Genomic DNA, 23,497 nt, shown 5'->3' on the forward strand with positions numbered 1-23,497 from the left:
CAAAAATCGATGGCGTCGATACAGAGCAACGTCGATGTCCTTAGGACAGATCACGTCGGGTCGCAGACTCGGGAGTTGAGGGAGGCGTCAGCCGTGCGGCTTGATGACGACCTTCGTGCAGCCGTCGGTCTTATCGCGGAACGCCTTGTAAAGCTCCGGTCCGTCCTCGAGCGAGGTCGTGCGGTGACTGATGATGAAGGACGGGTCGATCTCGCCGCGCTCGATCCGGTCGAGCAGCGGTTTCATGTAACGCAGCATGTGGGTCTGGCCTGTCTTCAGCGTCAGCCCCTTGTTCATCAGCACGCCGAGCGCCACCGGACCCGCCTGCCCCGCAAAGACGCCGGGCATGGAGACCACGCCGCCTGGCCTGCAGGCGAGGATCGCCTGATTGAGCGCGAAGGGCCGCGCCATGCTGGACGTCGCCGCCATGACCGCCGACGAGACCTTCTGCGCCAGCGTGTCGGCGCCGTGAGCCTCCATGCCGACGGCCTCGATGACGGCGTCGGGGCCCCGACCGTTGGTCATCGCCATCAGTTCGTCCTGCACCGTCTGGTTGCCGAAATCGATCGTTTCGGCGCCGGCCTGACGTGCGAGTTCAAGCCGCTCCGGCACGTCGTCGATCGAGATGACGCGCTCGGCGCCCAGCAGAAGGCAGGACTTCACGGCCAGCACGCCGACCGGTCCGGCGCCCCATATCGCGATCGTCTCGCCGCCCTTAATCCCGCAGTTCTCCGCCGCCATATAGGCCGTGGGGAAAATGTCGGAGAGGAACAGCACCTGCTCGTCGCTGAGGCCGTCCGGAACAATCAGGGGCCCGACGTCGGCGTACGGAACCCTGAGATATTCCGCCTGTCCGCCGGCGAAGCCCCCGGTGATGTGCGAGAACCCGAACAGGCCCGCGAGCGGATAGCCGAACTGTTCGGCCTGCATCTTGCCGTTGGGGTTGGTGCGCTCGCAGCAGCTCCAGTTGCCCCATTTGCACTGCCGGCACTCGCCGCAGGACATGGTGAAGGGCACGACGACCCGGTCGCCGACCTTCAGCCGGGACGCCGCGCGGCCGACCTCCATGACCTCGCCCATGGTCTCGTGCCCGAGCACGTCGCCGCGCTCCATGGTCGGCATGAAGCCGCCCATGAGATGAAGGTCCGATCCGCAGATCGCGCATGCCGTCACCTTGATGATGACGTCGCGGTCATCCTGAATCTGCGGGTCCGGAACGCTGTCGCACCGGATGTCTCCCTTGCCGTGCCAGGTGAGCGCCTTCATGCCGCAAGCTCCCAATGCTGGATCCGTGCAGCCTGAGGCGACAGACCGCGCGCCGGCGAAATCGCCCGCCAAGCGTAAGGGAAGCGCTGTTATGGAGGTTTCGTTCCGGCTTGGCTCAACGTCTTCGGATTTTCTTCAACGCCGAAGAAAATCTATGACAGGCGCCATGTATTGCCGGCGCGCAGCATCGTTCAGCGACCGCGCATCGGCGGCCGCGCCCGAACAGCGGCGTCGCCTTATTGTTCGTCGAGATCCGACGCCAGATCCTGGTCGCGCCTCGCGGTCTCGATGCCGAGGTCCGGAGCGGCGAACGCGCTGTTGTCGGCCTTCTCGAACGCCACGAGCTCCACCGCCACGCCGTCGAGCGTCTGGATGACCGGCGTCTTGCCTTCCGCCGTCAGGGTCGCGGCAAGCTTGATCGCCTGTTCGACGGTCTCAGTGACGATGGTGACGGCGCCCACGGCGCCGGCTGAAACCCGGAAAGGCATACGCAACTCCCTGAGACCGGAGCCGAGGATAATCAACATCCGAGACCGGGACATTATACCCCGATAAGAAACACCCGGATGACGACGCGTTTATGCGCCGCCGTCCGGGCGCTCCGCGGCTCAAACCGCCGGCGCCCGGACCGACCCGCAATCAGAGCTTGGCGTGCAGCTTCGACGCGATCTCGAAGATCTCCATCGGATCGTAGTCGGTGGTGAACGCCGACGACGCGCCCTTCAGTTCGTCGATCTTGCCGCCGTCGGGGTGGCCCGAGACGACCTCGAGATCGCCGGGCGGGTCGCCGGGAAGCGCCTTCTCGCCGCCGCCCCAGATCGCCTCCATGTCGCGGTAGGTCTCCTCGCCCCAGGTGTACAACCGGCGATGCGATCCCTCGTCCAGATATTTCTGCGACTCCGGGATCTTCGAGAGATCGATATTCGGGGTCGGCAGCAGCTTCTCCATCTCGACGCCGGTCAGCTTCTTCAGCGCCAGCGCGTAGGAGTGCGCATGCACGGAGCCGCGGACGAGCAGATAGCCGCACACCTCGCGGCCAGTCGGATCGGACAGGGTCTCGTAGACCCGCAACTTGTGCATCCGGGCGCCGCATTCGAGGAAGAAGTTGTGCAGCAGGTCGAGCACGAGGTTGCCCGTCGAGAACACGAAGGTTCCGTTCCAGGGCAGCCCGTTGGAGTCGACGGGCATCGCGCCGCCGCCGGCGTGCAGGAAGGACGCCGCGGAGCGGATGTCCTTCATGTCTTCGAACGGCGCCGTCGAAACGTCGCCGTTGTGGTCCTTCTCGGGATCGGGACCGTTGGCGAGCATGGTGATGCCGTTGGCGACCAGTTCGACATGCCCAAGCTCTTCGGCCGTGATGCTCGCGACCAGGCTGTAGAACGGCTTCACCTTGGATTTATTGCGGAAATTGAAGCTCTGGTACATGTAGTTGTTGAGCGTCGACATCTCGCCGAACTTGCCGCCGAGAAGCTCCTGAAGAGCCGCCGCGGCGTTCGGGTCGGCTTTCTTCGGCTTCGGCAGCTCGGCCTGAAGCTTGTCTACACGCATGAACATGGGGCGAATCCTCTGTTGGGAGCGTCAGGCTGCTCCTGAGCCCGCCGCAGCGGGGGCTGCGGCGGGACTGGACGTCGTTCGAACGACGATCGGCTCACGCCGCCTTGGAGGTCTTTCGGCCCGTGGAGGTCGCCTTGTCGGCGCCGGCGCCGACGTCGAGGCCTAGGGCGATCTGCGACAGCAGTTCGTCGGCCTTCTTCTCTTCCTGCAACGTCTGGTCGAGCAGGGTGACCGCTTCGTCGTAACCGAGCTTGCCGGCCCAGGACTTGAGCAGCCCGTATCGCGCGATCTCATAATGCTCCATCGCCTGCGCGCAGCCGATCAGCACGTCGTCGGCGGCGGGCGACTCTCCGAAGTCTTCGAGATCGTCCTCCATTTCGGAGGTGAGGCCCTGCATGGCGTCGCAGGTCTTGGCGCGGGCCGGCTTGCCGATGATCTCGAAGACCTGGACGAGCCGCTCGACCTGCGTCGCGCTCTCCTCCATGTGCTCCTCGAACGCCGTCTTCAGCTGTGCGGATCCGGCGGCCTTGACGGATTTCTTCAGCGCGCGAACCGAGGCCTTTTCGGCGAAATAGACATCCTTGAGGGTCTCGTGGAACGCGTCTGCGAGCGTCTTTTCCTTGGCCAAGCGGGCCTCCCTTGTCTGTGAGTCAGGACTCGACAGACGTGCGGGAGGGACGGACGTTCCGGCCCAAAACGTTGTTTCAGTCGGAACGCCGCGCAAACCGCGAAACAACTCCGGCGGGCGTTATACGCCTATACAATCTGCATCTCGATCCAGCGTTCCGCGGACTGCAGGTTCGCGAACAGCGGCGGCTTCACGCTGTCCACGCCGTTGAAACCGGCCTCGAGGCTCCATTGGCCGCGCGCGGCGCCGTGGGCTTCGTCGTCGAGCCGGACGATGACGGCGATCAGTCGGCCGTCGAGCAGGACGAGGCGTCCTTCTTCGTCGCTGGAGCCAGTGGCGACCTTGATCGGCTGAAACTCCATCATGCGATCTCCTGCCGGGGCTGGAGCGGTTCGTCCCGATCCTGCCGGAAATGAAGGTATGAGGGGTCGAAGTCGGCGAACGCCATCAGGGCGGAGACGTCCGGGATGGTGATCTCGCGGCTGGTCTGGACGATGAGGCGCGAGCGACGGAGCCGCTGCAGCGCGCGGTTCACCGAAACCGTCGTGAGGCCCACCGTGTCGCCAAGGTCCGCCTGAGACAATGCGAGCCGGAACCCGTTGGATCTCGCCACCCCGACCGTCTGAAGCCGCACCAGCAGCTCGCAGAGGATGTGGGCGATGCGCTTGTCCGGCGTGCGGCGTCCGACATTGACGAGCCACTCGCGCAAAATGGCGCTGTCGACGAGGTTCGACCACCACAGCGCCCGCGCCAGCATCGGGCGCGCCGTCAGCATCAGCACGTCGTCCTCCGTCAGCTCGACGATCTCGCAGGGCGTCAGCGCGGAGATGCTGTGGTCCATCCGGTCGAGCAGGAAGCCGAACAGATCGCAGAAATCTCCCGGCACGAGATAGCCGATGATCTGGCGCTTGCCGTCGGCCAGGATCTTGTAGCGGCACGCATGGCCGGACAGCATGACGTGCACGAGCTTGTACTGCTCGCCCTCCAGCGTGATCGGGTCTCCGGCCTTGATCGGACGGCCTTTGCCGACGATCGCATGGAGAAGCTTCTTGTCCTCCTCCGGCAGCGGCTGCAGCGCCTCGAGCTTGGCGAGCATGGCGTCGAGCATCGGGCTCCCCTTCAGCGGAATTTGCCTGCGGCCAGGGTGGGCGGTCTCGGCCGACTGTTCGACTGACGGCGCACGGCCACGCTCCTGATTGATCGGACCGGGCGTTCCCGGCACCGTGATCAAACGCCGGGCGGGGGCGAACGATCCGCCTTCGCGGGGCGGGGTCGCCGGATGAGCGGCGTCAGGGAACCGCGGTCCTGCGGGCGCGCGTCGTCCGTTTCGCCGCGACGTCCGACAGCTCGATCCAGGCCGGCGCATGGTCGCTCGCCTTCGGCCAGCCCCGGACCTCTCGGTCGACGCCCGCGGCCGTCAGGCGGCCGGCGATCGCGGGGCTGAGCAGCAGGTGGTCGATCCTCAGCCCTGCGTCCCGTCCCCAGGCGTTCCGGAAATAATCCCAGAAGGTGTAGAGTCGCTCCGTCGGATGGGCCGCGCGCAGCGCGTCGGTCCACCCCTGGCCTGTCAGCCCTGCGAAGGCGGCGCGCACCTCAGGCCGGAACAGCGCGTCGTCGACCCAGCGCTCCGGCTTGTAGACGTCGAGATCGGTCGGCATGACGTTGAAGTCGCCGACCAGCGCGGCGGGAATCCCGGCCGCCATCAACTCCGCCGCATGGGCCGTCAGCCGCTCGAACCAGCGGAGCTTGTAGTCGAATTTCGGACCCGGAGCCGGATTGCCGTTGGGCATATAGAGGCATCCGATCAGGACGCCGCCGACGGCCGCCTCGATGTAGCGGCTCTGGGCGTCGTCCGGATCGCCGGGCAGGCCGCGCCGCGTCTCGACCGGGTCCGCGCCGCGGGCGAGGATCGCGACGCCGTTCCAGCTTTTCTTGCCCTGCCACACCGCGCCATAGCCGGCCTGTTCGAGGGCGGCCGCCGGAAATTTCTCCTGCGGGGTTTTGAGTTCCTGAAGGCAGACGGCGTCGGGCCGCGCCTGCTCGAGCCACCGCAGCAGCACCGCGAGGCGCCCGTTGACGCCGTTGACGTTGAACGTCGCGATCTTCATCCGCCGCCCGATCCGTTCTTCCGAAAGGCCGAGCCTATCGTCGGCGCATAGGCGGCGCCCATTTCATCCGCGGTCCCGCGTCGCGCCCCGCGGCCGCTCCCGGCCCACGCGCGCGGCGGTCGGCTTCAGCGGTCGTCGCCGGGCCCCGTGATCCCGCCTCCGGGTTGCGCTTCGGAGACCGGATCGCTCGACGGGAAGGTCTCCTCGAGGCTATCGTCCAGCCGATCCTCCCTCTCCCCGGTCGCGTCGTCCGAACCGGTCACGCCGAGTTCTCGCTCGGCCTGCGCCCAGTGTTGCTGCTCCATGCCTTCGGGCTGCCTGGCCTCGAGCCAGATCTCGTAGGCGCGGTCGCGGATTTTTTGCGTCAGGTCGTCCATCGAAGCCTCCATGCGGAACAGGAGCTCAACCCGCCCCGGAGGCTGTTGTTCCCGCGCGGCCGCGGTGGCGCGCGGATATCTTTCGCCGAAAACCGCGGCTCTGGCGCCGCGGAGCTAGGACGCGTCGCTCCGCGGCTTCGCCGCCGCATCGTCCCAGACGCTCATGATCCGCGTGATGGACGCCTCGAGCTCGTCGAGCGTCGCTCCATCCCGGACGGCGGGCGAGATGCCGAGAAGGAACGTGTTGATCAACGCCACGAGCGCCGGACCGTCCGCGGATCGAAGCAGATCGCCATTCTCCACCGCACGGTCGACGTGAGCCTTGATGGCGCGCCGGTTGCGGTCCCGTTCGGATGCGAGAAGCGCTTCGATATGACGGTTCTCGGGGGAGCAGTTGGCGGCGCCGAGGACGATGAGGCAACCCGCCGGATGCGACGCCGCCGTCTGCATGCGCGCCGAGCGCCGCAAAGCGGTCTCGATCGCTTCGCGCGGGGGCAGCGATGCGTCCTTGAGGGTCGTCGTAGCCTGCCCGTGGGTTTCGAGATAACGGGCGACGACCTCGCGGAACAGACCGGCCTTGGAACCGAAGGCCGCGTAGAAGCTCGCGGGCGAAAGCCCGCCCATGCAGTCCTTGAGCTGGCTCAGCGAGGTGGGCTCGTACCCATGCTCCCAAAACAGCGCCATGGCCGCGTCGACGGCCTTCTCCCGGTCGAACTCGCGTGGGCGCCCTGTTCTGGCCATCTCAGCCCCTCTCAGCATTTTTAGACTAGTCGCTCCATATGTCCTTGCCAAGCGGACCGTCCCGATATTTATGGAACGATCATTCCATAAGTTTGGATTCGCCGACCATGGACGCCACGCCCGCGCGCGCCGCGCAGGAATCCTCCGAAGCGCTGCCGCTCGCGGCGCTGCTCGCCCTCGCGATGACCGGCTTCGTCTGCATCGCCACCGAGACGCTGCCGGCTGGTTTGCTGCCGCAGATCGCCGAAGGACTGGACGTGTCGCAGTCGGCGGCCGGGCAATTGGTCACCGTCTACGCGCTCGGCTCCCTCATCGCGGCGATCCCGCTAACGATCGCCACGCGACGCTGGGGGCGGCGCACCGTGCTGCTCGTCACGGTCGTCGGGTTTCTGTCGTTCAATTCGATCACGGCGGTCTCGTCGAGCTTTGCGTTGACGCTCGCGGCGCGCTTCCTCGCCGGAGCTTCCGCCGGTCTGGCGTGGAGCCTGCTCGGCGGCTACGCCCGCCAGATGGCGGCTCCCAGCCAGCAGGGCCGGGCGATGGCCATCGCGATGGTGGGGACCCCAATCGCGCTGTCGCTCGGCGTGCCCCTCGGCACATGGCTTGGAACGGCCGTATCCTGGAGAGCTGCGTTCGCCGCCATGTCCCTGCTCACCGTCGGTCTGATCGGCTGGGTTCTGCTGAAGGCGCCGAACTATGCCGGGCGACTTGAAACGGCGCGGTCGTCGCTGCGGGGTGTTCTCACGACGCGCGGCGTCCGCCCAGTGCTGGCGGTCGTGATCGCATGGATGCTGGCCCACAACGTGCTCTACACCTACGTCGCGCCGTTCGTCGCGCGCGCGGGGCTGGCCGGCGAGGTCGATTTCGTGCTTCTCGTGTTCGGCGTCGCCGCGCTGGCGGGAATCTGGGTCGCGGGACGAACGGTCGACCACTTTCTCCGGATCGCCGTGCTCGTCAGCTTAGGGGGGTTCGCGACGACGACGCTTGCGTTCGGACTGTTCGGCTCGGTTCCTTTCGTGATCTATGCGGGCGTCACAGCGTGGGGCCTGACGTTCGGCGGGGCCGCGACCTTTCTTCAGACCGCTCTCGCGGATAACGCGGGCGACGACGCCGACGTGGCCCTCTCCATGAACGTCGTCGCATGGAACGGCGCGATCGCCGGCGGCGGCCTGCTCGGGGGAGCGCTTCTTAAGACATGGGGCGCGGCGTCGTTTCCCTGGGCGGCGCTGCCCCTGCTCGTGGCCGGCCTCGCGATCGCCTGGCTCGCCCGGACCGCCGGCTTTCTGAGCGGCCCCCGCGCAACGGCCGGCTGATCGGAGCGGGCCGAGCCGCGATTCGGCTGACCGCTGCGCCGCTGCTGTGCGGAGAAAGGGGCGCTGGACCAGGCGCAGCGCCTCGGCGCATCCGGCGGCGACGGCGGACGCTTCAACACCGGCGTTCGGCCCGAACGCCTACGTCTCTCCCCTCATCTCCTTGCCGTTCTCCGCCGCCCCTGCTATCCGCCGCGCATGGCCGCAGCTCCCCAGAACAACATCCGCAACTTCTCGATCGTCGCCCATATCGACCACGGGAAATCGACGCTCGCCGACCGGCTGATCCAGACCACCGGCGGCCTGCAGGCGCGCGAGATGACGGAGCAGGTGCTCGACTCGATGGACATCGAGAAGGAGCGCGGCATCACCATCAAGGCGCAGACCGTGCGCCTCACCTACCCCGCGCAGGACGGGCAGACCTACATCCTGAATCTCATGGACACGCCCGGCCACGTCGACTTCGCCTACGAGGTGTCGCGGAGCCTTGCGGCCTGCGAAGGCTCGCTGCTGGTGGTCGACGCCAGCCAGGGCGTCGAGGCCCAGACGCTCGCCAACGTCTACCAGGCGCTCGACAACGGCCACGAGATCGTGCCCGTCCTCAACAAGATCGACCTGCCGGCCGCCGAGCCCGAGCGGGTGAAGGAGCAGATCGAGGAGGTCATCGGCCTCGACGCCTCCGACGCCGTGCCGATCTCCGCCAAGTCCGGGCTCGGCATCGATCTCGTGCTCGAGGCGATCGTGAAGCGCCTGCCGCCGCCGAAGGGCGACCGGACGGCGCCGCTCAAGGCGCTGCTCGTCGACAGCTGGTACGACACCTATCTCGGCGTCGTCGTGCTGGTGCGCATCGTGGACGGCGTGCTGAAGAAGGGCATGAAGATCCGCCTGATGGGCGCGGACGCGGTGTACGACGTCGACCGCATCGGCGTGTTCACGCCGAAGATGACCGAGATCGCGGAGCTCGGCGTCGGCGAGATCGGCTTCTTCACCGGCTCGATCAAGGAAGTGGCCGACACCCGCGTCGGCGACACCATCACCGAGGACAAGCGCCAGACGGCGGAGATGCTGCCGGGCTTCAAGCCGGCGCAGCCCGTGGTGTTCTGCGGCCTCTTTCCGGTCGACGCCGCCGACTTCGACGATTTGCGCGCCGCGATGGGGAAGCTCCGGCTCAACGACGCCAGCTTCTCCTTCGAGATGGAGTCCTCCGCCGCGCTCGGTTTCGGCTTCCGCTGCGGCTTCCTCGGCCTGCTGCACCTTGAGATCATCCAGGAGCGGCTGGAGCGCGAGTTCAACCTCGACCTGATCGCGACCGCGCCGTCGGTCATCTACAAGATCAAGCTGACGGACGGGACCGAGATCGACCTGCACAACCCGGCCGACATGCCGGACGTGATGAAGATCGCCGAGATCAACGAGCCTTGGATCAAGGCGACGATCCTGACCCCCGACGACTATCTCGGCTCGGTGCTCAAGCTCTGCCAGGACCGCCGCGGCCTTCAGGTCGACCTGTCCTATGTCGGCAAGCGCGCCATGGTGGTCTACGACCTGCCCCTGAACGAGGTCGTGTTCGACTTCTACGACCGGCTGAAGTCGATCTCGAAGGGCTACGCCTCGTTCGACTACCACATCACCGACTACCGCCCCGGCGACCTCGTGAAGATGTCGATCCTGGTCAACGCCGAGCCGGTCGACGCGCTCTCGATGCTGGTCCACCGCACCCGGGCGGAGGCCCGCGGCCGCGTGATGTGCGAAAAGCTCAAGGAGCTGATCCCGCCGCATCTTTTCGTCATCCCGGTGCAGGCGGCGATCGGCGGCAAGATCATCGCCCGCGAGACCATCCGGGCGCTGCGGAAGGACGTGACGGCGAAGTGCTACGGCGGCGACGCCAGCCGCAAGCGCAAGCTGCTCGACAAGCAGAAGGCGGGCAAGAAGAAGCTCCGCCAGTTCGGCCGCGTGGAGATCCCGCAGGAGGCGTTCATCGCCGCCCTGAAGATGGACGAGTGAGGCGTCAGCCGAACTCGACCTCGATGCGCCGGTCCGACAGCGATACGATGCGGCAGTTCCGCATGATCCGGTCGGCCTCGATCGAAAGCTCGAACGTCTCCGGCAGTCCGGCCGGACTGGAGACGTCCAACCCTGCCCCCGTCGCCGAGAGGCTGCGGATCGTGCAGTCGACCGCAGACGTCCGCCGGTTGAACAGGATGCGGCCGCCCTTGAGCACGCGACGTCGCGCGGGCGCGTCGACTCCGTCGTCGCCGCGTTGCGCGGCTGCGCAGCGGTCCCGGCCTTCGGCCTTCGCCCGGTAGAGCGCGCTGGTCGCCTCGCGCAACAGCGCGTCGATGTCGGCGGCCCCCTGGATATAGGAGGCGACGCCGAAGCTGGCGGTGACGGAAACCGCCGCCCCGTTCGTCGGGTGCGCCTCAGCCGCGATCGCCTCCCGCAGCCGTTCGGCCACTCCGAGCGCGGCCTCGGCGCCGGTATGCGGAAGCGCGATCGCGAACTCCTCGCCGCCCAGCCGGCCCATCACGTCGGAAGCCCGCAAGAGCGCGCCGCAGGCCGCGACGCTGCGCGCCAGCACGACGTCGCCGCCTGCGTGCCCGTGGGCGCGGTTGACGGCCTTGAAGTTGTCGAGGTCGAACACGACAAGACTGAATTCGTGCCCGTGCCGCCTGGCGAGATGGAGCGTGCGGCCGGCCTCGTTGCGAAACGCCCGCCTGGAGAGCGCGCCGGTCAGCACGTCGACCGTGGCGAGCCGGCGGAGCTCGAGCTCGTCGACCACGATCCCCGCGAGATCGACGAGGATCGCCAGCTCGTCGTCGTCAAAGCTTCGCGGCATGCGATCCATGACGCACAGCGTGCCGATAGGGTGGCCGTCCGGCGTCACCAGCGGCGCGCCCGCATAGAACTGGATGCCCGGCGCCCCGGTCACGAGCGGATTGTCGGCGAATGTCTCGTCTTTGAGGGCGTTGCGCACGACGAGGGGCGCGGCGCGCTTGATGGTCTCGTTGCAGAAGGCGTGCGCCCGGGGGGTCTCCCGCAGCGTCATGCCGCGCCGCGACTTGAACCACTGCCGGTGGCCGTCGATAAGCGTCACGGTGACCATCGGCGTGCGGAATATGGTCTGGGCGAGCCGGGTGACGCGATCGAACGCCTCTTCTTCCGGGGTGTCGAGAATGTCGTAACGCTCAAGCGCCAGCAGCCGGGCGTCTTCCCGCAGCACGGAAGCCTCGGCCTGTACGCGCCCTGCACCCCCCTCGGCCGCAGGAGGCGATCGTTTGGAGGCCATGACGAACTCCTTCGCCGCCGCCGGGGTCAGGCTCCAGGGCCCCGGCGACGGATTTGCGACATACAGCGGTATCAGGGCGAAGCTTTACGAAGCTTTGAGGCGGCGGGGCTAGCCGGCGCGATCCACGACATGCCCGACGCCCGCTTTTGCAATGCCCGTACCGCAAGATATCGCCGATAGGCCCGCAGCATGATCTTGGACGTCTCATTTACGCAATATATGCTTGTGGCTGCGGTCGCCGTCCTGGCCTCCGTGCGCGGAGGCGTCGCGGGCTACGGCACGGGGCTGCCGCCGCCGCCGATCCTGCCGCATGTCGCGATCCTCGATGGCGTCGTCGTGCTTGGCGGGCTGATCCTGGTCGTCGAGAGCCTGCCGCGGCTCTAGCGTGCGCGGCCGGGGCGGCCGAGAAAGCCCGCCAGCCGCGAGGGCAGCGTCGGCGCGCCGGCCTTGAGCTCGCATTCCCAGACCGTCAGCGTGTCCCAGCCGAGGGCTGCAAGTTCGCCCCGCACCCGCTCGTCCCGCGCCGTATTGCGGGCGATCTTGGCGCTCCAGTATTCGGCGTTGGCCTTGGGCGCGCGCGCGCCGCGGGCGCAGTCGTGGCCGTGCCAGAAGCATCCATGGACGAACACGGCCTTCCTTCGCGAGGGAAAGACGAGGTCGGGGCTGCCCGGCAGACTTTTGGCGTGCAGGCGGAAGCGGTAGCCGAGCGCATGCGCCGCGCGCCGGACGATCATCTCGGGGCCGGTGTCGCGGCTCTTGACCGCCCGCATCACGGCGGAGCGCTCGGCCGGCGTCTCCGCTCTCACCCGGCTCTCCGGACCAGCGGACGGGCGGCGCCGAGCAGCGGCTCCAGCAACGCGTCCGCAAGGAACCGCACCACCGGCGCCGCGACCCCGTCGCCCGCCAGCCGATAGGCGTCATTGTAGTTCGCCGGCAAACGATAGCCGTCGTCCAGCCCCATCAGGCGCGCAGCCTCGCGCGGCGACATCAGCCGCGTGCGCACGCTGGCTCCGTCGACGAGGATCAGCGTCTGGCGGCTCGAACCGCCGGCGGGCGTCCGGAGGCAGCCGGCGACGCCGTCGAAACGCGCCTCCGCCCGCTGGACCTTGGCGCCCGTCGCGTCGAGCCGCATGCGCTTGTAGACCGCGCCGACGCAGGTCGCGCCGGCAGCGCCCGCCGCTGCGATGCGCGCACGGTGCAACGGCGCCATCAGCGCGAGCACAGCCTCGGTTTCGCGGGCGGTGTGCCAGCGGACGCCCTGGGGGGCGTCCTCGACGATGTCGGCGAGCGTCGCGACATTGGCGCGCGGCGGCTCCGCCCGCCACCAGATCCAGTTCTCACGGGCGGCGTCGCTCATCCCCGCATGCGCCGCGACCAGCGCCTTCGTGTGCCACGGCGCCAGCGGCCCCTCGCCTGCGAGCCCCGGGGAAATCCCGACGCCCTCGGCGACAGCGACGATGAACAGCCGCGGCCGCGACTGCGGCACGAACAGCGCGGCGTCGATCACCATGGCTCCGAAGCGGTAGCCGGCGTCGCTCAGCGCCTCGCCGATCGCGGCGAAGTCGCGCCCCCCGCGCGACGTCAGCGCGCCGCAGACGTTCTCGAGCACCAGCGTGCGGGGCGCGCGGCCCTCGGCCTTGAGCGCGAGGATCGCGTTCCAGAACCCCCAGAACGCGCTGGAGCGCTTGCCCGAAAGGCCGGCGCCGGCCCCGGCGAGCGACAGGTCCTGGCAGGGAAACGATCCCCAGGCGAGGTCGGCCAGACCCGGCAGCATGGCCGGCCCGATCTCGTGCACGTCGCCGACGTGGAGATGGTCATCGCCCCAGTTGGCGCGGTAAGCCGCCGCCTTCTTGGCGCTGAGGTCGTTCGCGAACAGGCAGCGCCAGCGGGGCCCAAGCCCCGCGCGCGCCATCCCGCCGCCGGCGAAGAACTCGTAGAAGGTGAAGTCGTCCAAGGAGCGCTCTCCGCGCCGTCAGGCCGGAGCCGGGCTTTCGACGCGCCGCGGCGGACCGAGCGTCAGGCCACCGCCGTCGTGGTGTCGACCACCTCGGCGCCGGGCGCGTTCTTCTTAATCGACTCGATCGCCTTCTGGGCCGAGGCCTTGGCGGCGTAGCCCTCGGAGGCGAACATCTTCTCGCCGTTCGAGGCGACGAAGCGAAAACGGAACTCCCCGGACTTATCCTTATAGATCTCGAACTTGTACATCGACATCCTCCAAACCGTTCATGGCGCATCCGCCAGACGAAGCTAGAGCGAGTCTCGCCCCCGCGCCAAGCGGAACCGCACATGCGGGCGGAACCGAGCCCATGGTTCTCCATATCCGGAAAGGCGCGGCGGCGGCCGGCGGCGCGTCGCGCAGGCGGGCATGACGCGCTTCACGTCCGGTCTCCCAGCACGCCGTCGATCAGGCGGGGCAGCGCCGACGCCCAGGGACGCGGGATGACGCCATAGTCGCGCCGGATGCGCGCGGTGGAGAGCCGCGAATTCATTGGCCGCCGCGCCGGCGCGCCGTAATCGGCGGAGGAGATCGTCTCCAGCCGCGGCGTCTGCATGCCGCGGGCGGCCAGCTCCGCGAAGATCGCGGCCGCGAAGCCATGCCACGTCGTGTCGCCCTCGTTCGCGAAGTGGAACAGGCCGGCGGGCGCCGCCTCGTCCGCGGCCATCCGGAGCGCGATCGTCGCAAGCGCGGCGGCGAGATCCGTCGCGATGGTCGGCGCGCCGTGCTGGTCGTCGACGACGCGCGCGACAGGGCGCTCACGCGCCAGCCGCAGCATCGCCGCGACGAAGCTCGACCGGCCCGCGCCGACGAGCCACGAGGTGCGCACGATCGCCGAACGCGGCTGGCCGAGCCTGACCGCGAGCTCGCCGCCGGCCTTGCTCGCGCCGTAGACGTTCAACGGCGCGATCGCAGCGTCGACCTCATGCGGCGCGGAGCCGTCGCCTGCGAACACGTAGTCGGTCGAGACATGGACGAGCGGCGCGCCCGCCGCCCGCGCGCCTTCCGCAAGCGCCGCGGGGCCGAGCGCGTTCGCCGCGAAGGCCGCGGCGATCTCGATCTCCGCCCGGTCGACGGCGGTGTAGGCGGCGGCGTTGATGATGGCGGAGACGGGCGACGCCTGGAGCCAAGCCTTCACCGCATCGGCGTCGGCGACGTCGAGTTCGCGGCGCGTCGGGGCGACGACCGTGACGCCGTCCGGCCATGGATGCGCGATCAGCGCCCGACCGAGCTGTCCGGAGCCGCCGGCGATCAGGATCCTCGTCACCGCCCCCCCCGCCTCGCGAGCGCGTCGGCCTGCCGGGCGAGCAGCGGCTCCCACCATCCGCGGTTTTCGAGATACCAGCGCACCGTGTTCTCGAGCCCGGTCGCGAAGCTCTCCTGCGGCCGCCAGCCGAGCTCGCGCTCGATCTTGGAAGGATCGATCGCATAGCGCGCGTCGTGACCCGGGCGGTCCTCGACGAAACGGATCAGGCGCCGTCGTCCGCCCGCAAGCGGCGGCGCATGGGCGTCGAGCAGGTCGCAGACCGCCTCGACGACCGCGAGGTTCGCGCGCTCGGAGCGGGCGCCGATGGCGTAGGTCTCCCCCGGAGCGCCGCGCTCCAGCACGAGGCCGAGCGCCCGCGCGTGGTCCTCGACATGCAGCCAGTCGCGCACCTGGTCTCCCGCGCCATAGACCGGCAGCGCCTCGCCCCGCAGGCCGCGCAGGATCATCAGGGGGATCATCTTCTCCGGAAAATGATAGGGCCCGTAATTGTTGGAGCAGTTGCTGACGATCACCGGAAGCCCATAGGTCGTTCCCCAGGCCCGCGCCAGGTGGTCGGACGCCGCCTTGGTCGCGGCATAGGGCGAGTTCGGCCGGTAGGGCGTCGCTTCGTCGAACAGGCCGGCGTCGCCGGCCGAGCCGAACACCTCGTCGGTCGAGACGTGCAGGAGGCGGAAACGCGCGCGGTCCTCCGCGCCGAGCGACCCGGCGTAAGCGAGGGCGGCCTCCAGCAGCGTGAAGGTCCCGACGACGTTGGTCTCGACGAACGCGCGGGGCCCGTCGATCGAGCGGTCGACATGGGTCTCGGCCGCGAGGTGGATCACGCCGGTCGGGCGATGGCGCTCGAACAGGCGCGCCATCGCGGAAGCGTCGCGGACGTCGGCGCGCTCGAAGGCGTAGCGCGGGTTCGCGTCGGCGCCAGGCAGCGAATCGAGGTTCGCGGCGTAGGTCAGCGCGTCGACATTGATGACGGCCGCCTGCGTGTCGGCGAGCAGATGGCGCACCACCGCGGAGCCGATGAAGCCGGCCCCGCCGGTGACGAGGATGCGCGCGTCGCGGAACCGGATCGTCACGGCCGCGCCTGAAACAGCTCGGCCGCAGCGAGCAGCGGCGCGCGGGCGTCCTTCTCGGAGAGCGTCGCGGCGCCCGGCTCGACCGGCCAGGGGATAGCGAGCGCGGGATCGGCCCAGAACACGCTGCGCTCATGCGCCGGCGCATAGAGCCCCGTCAGCGCATAGGTGATCTCGGTGTCCGGCTCGAGCGTGCAGAAACCGTGCGCGAAGCCTTCCGGAACATAGAGCTGCGCGCCCTCCGCCGCCGAAAGGCTGACCGCGACGTGGCGGCCGAAGGTCGGCGAGCCGCGCCGCACGTCGACCGCGACGTCGAGCGCCGCCCCGCGGGTCACGCTGACGAACTTGGCCTGCGCAAACGGGGGCAGCTGGAAATGCAGGCCCCGCACCGTGCCGACGGCCCGCGACAGCGAGCGGTTGATCTGCACGAAGCCCGCAGCCAGGCCTTCGGCCTCGAACAGGTCGCTGCGAAACGTCTCGCAGAAGGCCCCGCGCGAATCCTCGATGCGGGTCGGCCGGATCTCGACCACGCCGTCGAGATCATGGCGAATGAACTTCATCTGGGGTCCTGGCGTTACTGAGAAGCGCCTATGCGGCGCGGCAATCTGCCCAATCTTCCCAAAACTCCCAAATCTTCGCTAAAGCCTCCGCCTGAATAGCGCTCGCGCCCCGATCCGGCGCTCGTGCGCTCTTGCCAAAATCGGGTCTTGCGCCTAGAACGCGGCGCGAAACCGTGACTGAGCCGTCGCCGTCAGGCGATCCGTCGCGACCATTTGGAAACGATCGACGCGAGGCGCCGCTGTGCGGCCGGCGTCTTGAGGACTGAACCGATGAAGATCCGGAACTCGCTGAAGTCGCTCCGCAACCGTCACCGCGACAACCGCATCGTGCGCCGCAAGGGCCGCGTCTACATCATCAACAAGACGCAGAAGCGCTACAAGGCCCGCCAGGGCTGAACGGGCTTCACGGTTCGTGTCCCGGCTTGAAGCCGGGCTCGGAACCGCCGCGTCGATGTCGAAGAGCGCGCCTCCAGGGTCGCGCTCTTTTCTTTTGCGGCCGCGCCGCCGTGTCGCGGCTCACGGGCGGATACGAGCCGTGCGCTCCCGCGACGAGGCTGCGCTTTGACGTGGCGCGAGCGGACGTTAGTCTCGCTCGCATGATCCGTCATGGACTTGCCGCTCTCCTTGTTCTGATGAGCGCGACGGTCGCCAGCGCGGCCGAGCCGGACCTTCCGCCATCCGATCCGCCGGAGGCGCTGGAGCCTCTGCTTCCGCCCGACGACCCCGACTCCGCCCCTCCCCCTCCCATCGTGCAGAGCGAGGATGACGCGCAGTCGAAGGCGCTCGACGCGCTGTTCGCGCAGCTCGCCAAGGCCGACGACCCCCAATTCGCCAAGCGGATCGCGTCGGCCGTCCAGGCGCTCTGGCAGCGCTCCGGCAGCGACACGATCGACCTGCTGATGGCCCGCTCCACCGAGGCGCAGCGAAAATCGAAGATCGGGATCGCGATCCGGTTGATGGACGAGGTCGTAAGCCTGAGGCCCGATTACGCCGAGGGCTGGAACCGGCGCGCGACGCTGCATTACATGGCGAAGGACTACGACGACGCCATGGCCGACATCCGCGAGACGCTGAACCGAGAGCCGCGCCATTACGGCGCCTGGCTCGGGCTCGGCCGCATCCTCAAGGACGCGGACCTCGACGCCAAGGCGCTCGCCGCCTTCCGCCATGTGCTCGCGATCTACCCGCAGATCGAAGGTCTCAAGCGTGAGGTCGACGAACTGGCGCTGAAGGTCGAAGGCCAGCCGATCTGATGCGTCTGAGCGTGGTGTCGGGACTGCTCGCCGCAGCGTTTGCGCTCGTCGGCGCTCTTGCGGTCGTCCCCGCGGTGGAGGCCCGTCGGCTCGAGCGGGACGCGGCGGCCCCGAGCGAGGAAAGCCGCTACGTCGCGGTCCGCGGCGGCCGGCTGCACGTCGTGATCCTCGAGCCGCCGGCCGGCGGGAGTTCGGGCAAGACGCTGCTGCTTCTGCACGGCGCAAGCGGCAATCTCCGGGATCTCCAGGAATCGATCGGCAGGCGGCTCAGCCAGCGTCACCGGGTGGTGCTGATCGACCGGCCCGGCCACGGCTTCAGCGACCGTCTCGGCGGCCGCGAGATGGCCTCCCCGGCCCTCCAGGGCAACGCGATCGCGGAAGCGCTCGACGCGCTCGGCATCGGCCGCGTCGTGGTGGTCGGCCATTCCTGGTCGGGATCGCTTGCGACCAACCTCGCGCTCGACCACCCGGCCCATGTCTCCGGTCTCGTGCTGCTGTCGCCTGCGACCCATCCGTGGATCGGCGGCGACGCGTGGTACAACACGGCGGCCGCCGCGCCCGTCCTCGGGCAGGTCTTCGTCGCGGCCGTCGCCGGCCCGGTGGGTTACCTGACCTTCGACACGGCGCTGGAGTCGGTGTTCAGGCCCCATCAGCCGCCGCCGGATTACGTGCGGCGGACCAATGCGAGGCTCCTGCTGCGGCCGGCCGAATTCCAGGCGAACGCGCAGGATCTGACCGACCTGAAGCCGTTCCTCGCCCGCCAGTCGCAACGCTACGGCGCCATCCGCGTGCCGACGACGATCATCACGGCCGACAAGGACACGATCGTCTCGCCGGACGTCCACGCGCGTCCGATCCACCGTCAGATCCGCGGCTCGAAGCTCGTGGTGATCAAAGACGGCGGCCATATGACCCACTGGACCGCGACCGACCGCGTGATCCGCGAGATCGACGCCGTGGCGGCGAAGGCGAGGTAGGGCGCGTTACGCGTGTCCGGCTTCGCCGGACAGCTTGCCGAGGTCGATGCCGATCTTCGCGAGCGCGCGCTCGTACTTCGTGTCGGCCTCGTCGCCGAAAACCAGCGCCCTGTCCGCCGGACAGTTGAGCCAGCCATTCGCCTGGATCTCGGTCTCGAGCTGCCCCGGCGCCCAGCCGGCGTAGCCAAGCGCGAGCAGGGCTTTCTCCGGGCCGTCGCCGCGGGCGATCGCCTTCAGGATGTCGAGCGTCGCGGTGAGGCAGATGCCGTCGTCGATCGGCAGCGTCGAATCCTCGATCGTGAAGTCCGCGGAATGCAGCACGAAGCCGCGTCCCGACTCGACCGGCCCCCCGCGCAGGATCTGGATGTCGTTCGCCCGGTCCGGCAGGCGGATCTCCTCGCCCGCGCTGATCACGTCGAGCTGCACGAGCAGGTCGGGAAAGCTGATATGCGGCGCGGGCTTGTTGACCACGATGCCCATCGCGCCCTCGGAGGAGTGCGCGCAGACGTAGATCACGGTGCGGGCGAACCTGTCGTCGGCGAGCGTCGGCATCGCGACCAGCACCTGGCCGTCGAGATACCCCGATCGATCTTTGCGGTTCGCTTTGTATTGTCGGAGCATCTGCGGCATCCGCTTCAGATTAGCGCTCTCCAAGGCTTTTGAAAGACGCGTCCCGCGCCGCCGCCCGCGACCGGGCGCCGCTAGGCCCCCTCGTCACGACACCGTGCGGTTGTGCCGGGAGACGAAACCCTATGTTGTGCGCCTGATGTTCAGACCGACCGTCGCCGTCATCGCCGTCCTCGCCTTCGCCTCCGGCGCGCGCGCCGAACCGACGTCGCCCTGGATCGGCGACCTCGGCGGCAGGCTCCGGCTGGTCGACGCCGGCGCGGGGCCGGCCGACGGCGAGCGTCTCGCCGCGATCGCGATCGAGCTTCAGCCCGGCTGGAAGACCTATTGGCGTCAGCCCGGCGCGACCGGCGTTCCTCCCCGGTTCGACTTCTCCGGCTCCGACAATGTCGCCTCCGTAAAACTCGCCTTCCCGACGCCGGAGCGGGCGGAGGACGAGGAGGGCGTCACGAACGTCTATCACCGGGCCGTCACGCTGCCGGTCATGGTGCGGCCGCGCGCTCCGGATCAGCCGGTGACGCTGCGCCTCGTCGCCGACTACGGCGTCTGCGAGAAGATCTGCGCGCCGGTCCACGCCGAAACGGAACTGACGCTCGGCGCCGGCGGCGGCTCGCCCGGGCCTGCGACCGACGACGCGCGGGCGTCGCTCGCGCTTGCGCCGAAAGCCGCCCCGCTCGGCGCGAAGGGGCCGCTCGCCATTTCCTCCGTCACGCGCGCGGCCGGCGAGACGGGCGCTGCGGTCGACGTCGCGGTCGCCGTTCCCGACGGCGCGAAGACGCCGGACCTTTTCGCAGAGACCGGCGACGGCGAATACGCGCCGTCCCCAAAGCTTCTGCACGCGCCGAAGGACGGCGAGGCGACGTTCCGCATCGTCTTCGACGAGCCCGACCCGCCGGCGAGCGGCCTCCGCCTGACGCTCGCCTCCGGCCGTGACGCCGTGGAGACCGTCGTGCCCCTCGACGGCATGGCGCCGACGCCTTAAGTCTCGCCTCGGACGTCACGCGGCCCGCGCCGCCTTGTGGAGATGGCCATGACGATCGAAGTCGGCGCCCGCCTGCCCAACACGACTTTCCGCCGCCTCGGCCCCACGGGTCCCGAAACGGTGATGGCCGACGAAATCTTCGGCGGCAAGAAGGCGGTTCTGTTCGCCGTTCCCGGCGCGTTCACGCCGACCTGCAGCAAGAACCACCTGCCGGGCTACCTCAACCATCTCGACGACCTCGCCGCCAAGGGCGTCGAGGTGATCGCGGTCACCGCGGTCAACGACGTGTTCGTGATGGACGCCTGGGCGAAGGCCACCGGCGGCGCCGGCAAGATCGAGTTCCTGTCGGACGGCAACGCCGATTTCGCCAAGGCGATCGGCCTCGACCTCGACGCCTCCGGCGGCGGCCTCGGCGTGCGCTCGAAGCGCTACGCCATGGTGCTCGACGACATGAAGGTGTCCTACCTCGCGGTCGAGGACTCGCCGGGCAAGGCCGACCAGTCCAGCGCCGAGAAGACGCTCGAGTCGCTCTGAGCTAGCGCCGCTTCCGACGCTTTTACGTATTCAGAGGCTTCATCGCCGCCGTCGTCCCGGCCGAAGCGCCGGGACCCAGACGCACGAACGATGCAAGGCTGAACTCAGGTCGCGCGTCTGGATTCCGGCGCTTCGGCCGGAATGACGGTGGGGGAGATCGCTCCATCCCTGAACAAATCCGCGCGCCGTCATCACCCTGATCCAGTTTGCGTCCCCCGCCGTACTTCTCTAGCTACGAAGGAACATAGCAGGAACGTAACCGCCCTTGGACATCGCCCGAAAACTCGCAATCCTCGCCGACGCCGCGAAATACGACGCGTCCTGCGCATCGAGCGGGACGGACAAGCGCAATTCCAGGGGCGCGAAAGGCGGCCCGGCGCGGGGACTCGGCTCGACCGAAGGCGCCGGCATCTGCCACTCCTACGCCCCCGACGGCCGCTGCATCTCTCTGCTGAAGATCCTGCTGACCAACGCCTGCGCCTTCGACTGCCTCTATTGCGTCAACCGGGCGACCAGCAACGTCGCGCGCGCCCGCTTCACCGTCGAGGAGGTCGTGACGCTGACGCTGGACTTCTACCGGCGGAACTACATCGAGGGCCTGTTCCTCTCATCCGGCGTCATCCGCAGCGCGGACTACACGATGGAGCAGGTGGTGCGGGTGGCGAAGAGCCTGCGCGTCGAGCACGGCTTCAAGGGCTACATCCACCTCAAGACCATTCCGGACGCCTCGCCCGAGCTGATCGCCGAGGCCGGCCTTTACGCCGACCGGCTGTCGATCAATGTCGAGCTGCCAAACGAGGCGAGCCTGCGGCGGCTGGCGCCGGAGAAGGACATCCAGGCGGTCAAGCGCACGATGGCGGGCCTGCGCGGCCGGATCGAAGAGGCCAAGGCCGAGCGCCGGGCGCCGCGCTTCGCGCCGGCGGGCCAGAGCACGCAGATGATCATCGGCGCCGACGCCTCCGACGACCGCGCGATCCTGACGACCTCGGCCAACCTCTACGGCTCCTACAATCTGAAGCGGGTCTACTACTCAGCCTTCAGCCCGATCCCGGACGCGAGCGCCAAGCTGCCGCTCAGCGCGCCGCCGCTGGTGCGCGAGCACCGGCTCTATCAGGCGGACTGGCTGATGCGGTTCTACGGCTTCTCGGTCGCGGAGATCGCCGAGGACGGCGGCATGCTCGACCTGCGGATCGACCCCAAGCTCGCCTGGGCGCTGCGCCACCGCGAGCGTTTTCCGCTGGACATCAAGACCGCGTCCCGCGAAGCGCTGCTGCGCGTGCCCGGCCTCGGCAAGACCACGGTCGAGCGCATCCTCTCGACCCGCCGGTTCCGCGCGATCCGCGCCGACGATCTTGCGCGGCTCAGGGTTCCGCTCGGCAAGGTGCTGCCCTTCCTGAAGCTCGCCGACCACACTCCCTCGATCGCCGCGCTCGATTCCGAGCGGCTGCTGGATCGCATCGCGCCACAGCCGCGGCAGATGGCGTTCGCGCTGTGATCAGGAGGGTGCGGCTCGATGGACCGGCCGACGTCGCCGGCTGGCGGACGGCGGCCCGCGCGCTGCTGGCGGCGAAGGTTCCGCCGGCCTCGATCTCCTGGGCGACGGACGACGAAGCCGGCGACCTGTTCGTCGAGCAGGACCATGACCTTGCCGGCGGCGGGACGGCGCCCTCGTCGGTCCCCCGGGCGTTCCTTGAACTCGCCGACGCCGGCCTGCTGCACAGCGATCCCGGCCGCTTCGCCCTGTTCTACCGCCTGCTGGTCCGCGTCTCCGCAGACCGCGGCGTGATGGAGGACGCCGCCGACCCCGACCTCGTGCGCGCCCGCGACCTCGCGAAAGCGGTCCGCCGCGACAAGCACAAGATGACCGCCTTCGTGCGCTTCCGGGAGGTCGCGACCGAGGCGGGCGGCCATTTCGTCGCCTGGTTCGAGCCCGAGCACCACATCGTCGAGGCGACCGCCCCGTTCTTCGTGCGCCGCTTCGCCGCCATGCGCTGGTCGATCCTGACGCCGGAGCGCTCGGCGCATTGGGACGGACGCGACCTCACATTTGCGCCCGGCGCCGAGAGGGCCGACGCCCCGGACGGCGACGCGCTCGAGGCGGTTTGGCGGACCTATTACGCCAGCATCTTCAACCCCGCGCGGCTGAAGGTCGACGCCATGCGCGCCGAGATGCCGAAGAAGTACTGGCGCAACCTTCCGGAGGCTTCGCTCATTCGTCCCCTGATCGCCTCGGCTGCGCGGCAGACCGCAGCGATGGTGGCCGCGCCCGCGACCGAGCCGAAGAAAGGACACCGCCTGGTGGAGCAGCCCGATCTTCTACAGCCCTCCGACCGTTCGACGATCGAGACGCTGCGCGCGGACGTCGACGGCTGCCGCAACTGCCCGCTCTGGGCGGACGCGACGCAGGCCGTGTTCGGCGAGGGGCCGGACGACGCAGGCGTCATGGTGGTGGGCGAGCAGCCCGGCGACAAGGAGGACCTGAAGGGCCGCCCATTCGTTGGCCCCGCCGGCGCGCTGTTCGACCGCGCGGCGGAAGAGGCCGGGCTCGAACGCGACAAGGTCTACGTCACCAATGCGGTCAAGCATTTCAAGTTCGAGCCGCGCGGCAAGTTCCGGCTGCACAAGACGCCCGGTCCGACCGAGATCGCGGCCTGCAGGCCCTGGCTCGAGCGCGAGATGACGGCGGTGAGCCCGCGCCTCGTGGTCGCGATGGGCGCGACGGCGGCCCGCGCCGTGATGGGCAAAGCGGTCAAGATCGGCGAGACCCGCGGGACCATCCTGAAGCGCGACGGCGAGCCGGACGTGCTGGTGACGGTCCATCCGTCCTATCTGCTGCGCGTGCCGGACGAGGCGCGCAAGGCCGAGGAATACGCCCGTTTCGTCGAGGATCTGAAGCTGGCCGCGCCGTTCCTGAAGGCGGCGTGAGCCGCCCCATCGCCCTCATGCCCGCCTTCGCGGGCATGA

At 68.9% G+C, this 23,497-nt stretch carries 27 protein-coding genes; 10 read left to right on the forward strand and 17 right to left on the reverse strand.

Annotation, left to right across the window (positions count from 1 at the left end):
• Window positions 1-87 precede the first annotated feature (87 nt).
• The 9 genes from PKE75_RS10255 to PKE75_RS10295 all read right to left on the reverse strand — a co-directional run bounded on the left by PKE75_RS10255 (window position 88) and on the right by PKE75_RS10295 (window position 6,674).
• Complete coding sequence (locus tag PKE75_RS10255) at window positions 88-1,266, reverse strand: zinc-dependent alcohol dehydrogenase (RefSeq protein ID WP_271168638.1); 1,179 nt, start codon at window positions 1,264-1,266, stop codon at window positions 88-90.
• A 236-nt stretch (window positions 1,267-1,502) separates the two neighbouring features.
• The gene (locus tag PKE75_RS10260) at window positions 1,503-1,754 is read right to left on the reverse strand and encodes a hypothetical protein (protein ID WP_271168639.1); all 252 of its coding nucleotides are present in this window, start codon (window positions 1,752-1,754) and stop codon (window positions 1,503-1,505) included.
• 151 nt (window positions 1,755-1,905) lie between these two features.
• On the reverse strand, window positions 1,906-2,820 hold the full coding sequence (locus PKE75_RS10265; protein ID WP_271168640.1) for a manganese catalase family protein: 915 nt from the start codon (window positions 2,818-2,820) through the stop codon (window positions 1,906-1,908).
• 94 nt (window positions 2,821-2,914) lie between these two features.
• The gene (locus PKE75_RS10270; RefSeq protein ID WP_271168641.1) at window positions 2,915-3,448 is read right to left on the reverse strand and encodes a YciE/YciF ferroxidase family protein; all 534 of its coding nucleotides are present in this window, start codon (window positions 3,446-3,448) and stop codon (window positions 2,915-2,917) included.
• A 128-nt stretch (window positions 3,449-3,576) separates the two neighbouring features.
• Complete coding sequence (locus PKE75_RS10275) at window positions 3,577-3,813, reverse strand: hypothetical protein (RefSeq protein WP_271168642.1); 237 nt, start codon at window positions 3,811-3,813, stop codon at window positions 3,577-3,579.
• Window positions 3,810-4,556 (reverse strand): Crp/Fnr family transcriptional regulator, encoded by a 747-nt coding sequence (locus PKE75_RS10280; RefSeq protein ID WP_271168643.1) that lies wholly within the window; start codon window positions 4,554-4,556, stop codon window positions 3,810-3,812. Before PKE75_RS10280 ends, PKE75_RS10275 begins: the two co-directional genes overlap by 4 nt.
• Window positions 4,557-4,737: 181 nt before the next feature.
• A complete protein-coding gene (gene xth, locus PKE75_RS10285) occupies window positions 4,738-5,556 on the reverse strand; it encodes an exodeoxyribonuclease III (RefSeq protein WP_271168644.1) in 819 nt (272 codons plus the stop codon).
• Between the two features lie 125 nt (window positions 5,557-5,681).
• Window positions 5,682-5,933: a DUF2934 domain-containing protein gene (locus PKE75_RS10290; RefSeq protein WP_271168645.1), complete on the reverse strand. Its 252-nt coding sequence runs from the start codon at window positions 5,931-5,933 to the stop codon at window positions 5,682-5,684.
• A gap of 114 nt (window positions 5,934-6,047) precedes the next feature.
• Window positions 6,048-6,674 (reverse strand): TetR/AcrR family transcriptional regulator, encoded by a 627-nt coding sequence (locus PKE75_RS10295; RefSeq protein WP_271168646.1) that lies wholly within the window; start codon window positions 6,672-6,674, stop codon window positions 6,048-6,050.
• Between the two features lie 107 nt (window positions 6,675-6,781).
• On the opposite strand from PKE75_RS10295, the gene PKE75_RS10300 reads away from it, so the two are divergent.
• Both PKE75_RS10300 and lepA read left to right on the forward strand, forming a co-directional pair.
• Window positions 6,782-7,987 (forward strand): MFS transporter, encoded by a 1,206-nt coding sequence (locus tag PKE75_RS10300; protein WP_271168647.1) that lies wholly within the window; start codon window positions 6,782-6,784, stop codon window positions 7,985-7,987.
• Between the two features lie 195 nt (window positions 7,988-8,182).
• Window positions 8,183-9,988, forward strand: coding sequence for a translation elongation factor 4 (gene lepA, locus PKE75_RS10305; RefSeq protein ID WP_271168648.1), 1,806 nt, complete (start codon window positions 8,183-8,185; stop codon window positions 9,986-9,988).
• 4 nt (window positions 9,989-9,992) lie between these two features.
• Here lepA and PKE75_RS10310 read toward each other — a convergent pair whose 3' ends face one another.
• Window positions 9,993-11,270 carry a sensor domain-containing diguanylate cyclase gene (locus PKE75_RS10310; protein WP_271168649.1) on the reverse strand — a complete coding sequence of 426 codons (1,278 nt, stop codon included), beginning with the start codon at window positions 11,268-11,270 and terminating at the stop codon, window positions 9,993-9,995.
• A 189-nt stretch (window positions 11,271-11,459) separates the two neighbouring features.
• Here PKE75_RS10310 and PKE75_RS10315 point away from each other — a divergent pair, with 189 nt between their 5' ends.
• Window positions 11,460-11,654, forward strand: a complete 195-nt coding sequence (locus PKE75_RS10315) for a hypothetical protein (protein WP_271168650.1) — start codon at window positions 11,460-11,462, stop codon at window positions 11,652-11,654.
• Here PKE75_RS10315 and PKE75_RS10320 read toward each other — a convergent pair.
• The 6 genes from PKE75_RS10320 to rfbC form a co-directional block, all read right to left on the reverse strand.
• Window positions 11,651-12,040 (reverse strand): very short patch repair endonuclease, encoded by a 390-nt coding sequence (locus tag PKE75_RS10320; protein WP_428979138.1) that lies wholly within the window; start codon window positions 12,038-12,040, stop codon window positions 11,651-11,653. The two genes, PKE75_RS10315 and PKE75_RS10320, sit on opposite strands and share 4 nt — an antisense overlap.
• A 32-nt stretch (window positions 12,041-12,072) precedes the next feature.
• On the reverse strand, window positions 12,073-13,224 hold the full coding sequence (locus PKE75_RS10325; RefSeq protein WP_271168652.1) for a DNA cytosine methyltransferase: 1,152 nt from the start codon (window positions 13,222-13,224) through the stop codon (window positions 12,073-12,075).
• Between the two features lie 62 nt (window positions 13,225-13,286).
• A complete protein-coding gene (locus tag PKE75_RS10330) occupies window positions 13,287-13,475 on the reverse strand; it encodes a YegP family protein (RefSeq protein WP_271168653.1) in 189 nt (62 codons plus the stop codon).
• Between the two features lie 170 nt (window positions 13,476-13,645).
• Window positions 13,646-14,533: a dTDP-4-dehydrorhamnose reductase gene (rfbD, locus tag PKE75_RS10335; protein WP_271168654.1), complete on the reverse strand. Its 888-nt coding sequence runs from the start codon at window positions 14,531-14,533 to the stop codon at window positions 13,646-13,648.
• Window positions 14,530-15,597: a dTDP-glucose 4,6-dehydratase gene (rfbB, locus tag PKE75_RS10340; protein WP_271169173.1), complete on the reverse strand. Its 1,068-nt coding sequence runs from the start codon at window positions 15,595-15,597 to the stop codon at window positions 14,530-14,532. The genes rfbD and rfbB overlap by 4 nt, the downstream gene beginning before the upstream one ends.
• A 2-nt stretch (window positions 15,598-15,599) precedes the next feature.
• Window positions 15,600-16,160, reverse strand: a complete 561-nt coding sequence (rfbC, locus tag PKE75_RS10345) for a dTDP-4-dehydrorhamnose 3,5-epimerase (RefSeq protein WP_271168655.1) — start codon at window positions 16,158-16,160, stop codon at window positions 15,600-15,602.
• 270 nt (window positions 16,161-16,430) lie between these two features.
• Between rfbC and ykgO the strand changes: the two genes are divergently transcribed.
• The 3 genes from ykgO (at window position 16,431) to PKE75_RS10360 (ending at window position 18,390) form a co-directional block, all read left to right on the forward strand.
• The gene (gene ykgO, locus PKE75_RS10350) at window positions 16,431-16,556 is read left to right on the forward strand and encodes a type B 50S ribosomal protein L36 (protein ID WP_020186918.1); all 126 of its coding nucleotides are present in this window, start codon (window positions 16,431-16,433) and stop codon (window positions 16,554-16,556) included.
• 236 nt (window positions 16,557-16,792) lie between these two features.
• Window positions 16,793-17,413, forward strand: coding sequence for a tetratricopeptide repeat protein (locus tag PKE75_RS10355; protein ID WP_271168656.1), 621 nt, complete (start codon window positions 16,793-16,795; stop codon window positions 17,411-17,413).
• Window positions 17,413-18,390, forward strand: coding sequence for an alpha/beta fold hydrolase (locus PKE75_RS10360; protein ID WP_271168657.1), 978 nt, complete (start codon window positions 17,413-17,415; stop codon window positions 18,388-18,390). Before PKE75_RS10355 ends, PKE75_RS10360 begins: the two co-directional genes overlap by 1 nt.
• Before the next feature lie 6 nt (window positions 18,391-18,396).
• Here the strand turns inward: PKE75_RS10360 and PKE75_RS10365 are convergent, their stop codons facing one another.
• Window positions 18,397-19,020 carry a YqgE/AlgH family protein gene (locus PKE75_RS10365; RefSeq protein WP_271168658.1) on the reverse strand — a complete coding sequence of 208 codons (624 nt, stop codon included), beginning with the start codon at window positions 19,018-19,020 and terminating at the stop codon, window positions 18,397-18,399.
• A gap of 136 nt (window positions 19,021-19,156) precedes the next feature.
• On the opposite strand from PKE75_RS10365, the gene PKE75_RS10370 reads away from it, so the two are divergent.
• The 4 genes from PKE75_RS10370 (at window position 19,157) to PKE75_RS10385 (ending at window position 23,458) form a co-directional block, all read left to right on the forward strand.
• Window positions 19,157-19,999, forward strand: a complete 843-nt coding sequence (locus PKE75_RS10370) for a protein-disulfide reductase DsbD domain-containing protein (RefSeq protein WP_271168659.1) — start codon at window positions 19,157-19,159, stop codon at window positions 19,997-19,999.
• Window positions 20,000-20,047: 48 nt separating this feature from the next.
• Window positions 20,048-20,533: a peroxiredoxin gene (locus tag PKE75_RS10375; RefSeq protein ID WP_271168660.1), complete on the forward strand. Its 486-nt coding sequence runs from the start codon at window positions 20,048-20,050 to the stop codon at window positions 20,531-20,533.
• A 265-nt stretch (window positions 20,534-20,798) separates the two neighbouring features.
• Window positions 20,799-22,028 (forward strand): putative DNA modification/repair radical SAM protein, encoded by a 1,230-nt coding sequence (locus PKE75_RS10380; protein WP_271168661.1) that lies wholly within the window; start codon window positions 20,799-20,801, stop codon window positions 22,026-22,028.
• On the forward strand, window positions 22,028-23,458 hold the full coding sequence (locus PKE75_RS10385; RefSeq protein ID WP_271169174.1) for a UdgX family uracil-DNA binding protein: 1,431 nt from the start codon (window positions 22,028-22,030) through the stop codon (window positions 23,456-23,458). Before PKE75_RS10380 ends, PKE75_RS10385 begins: the two co-directional genes overlap by 1 nt.
• The last annotated feature ends 39 nt before the right edge of the window (window positions 23,459-23,497 follow it).

Origin of the sequence: Hansschlegelia plantiphila (genome assembly GCF_027922265.1) — a bacterium.
Classification (GTDB): domain Bacteria; phylum Pseudomonadota; class Alphaproteobacteria; order Rhizobiales; family Methylopilaceae; genus Methylopila; species Methylopila plantiphila.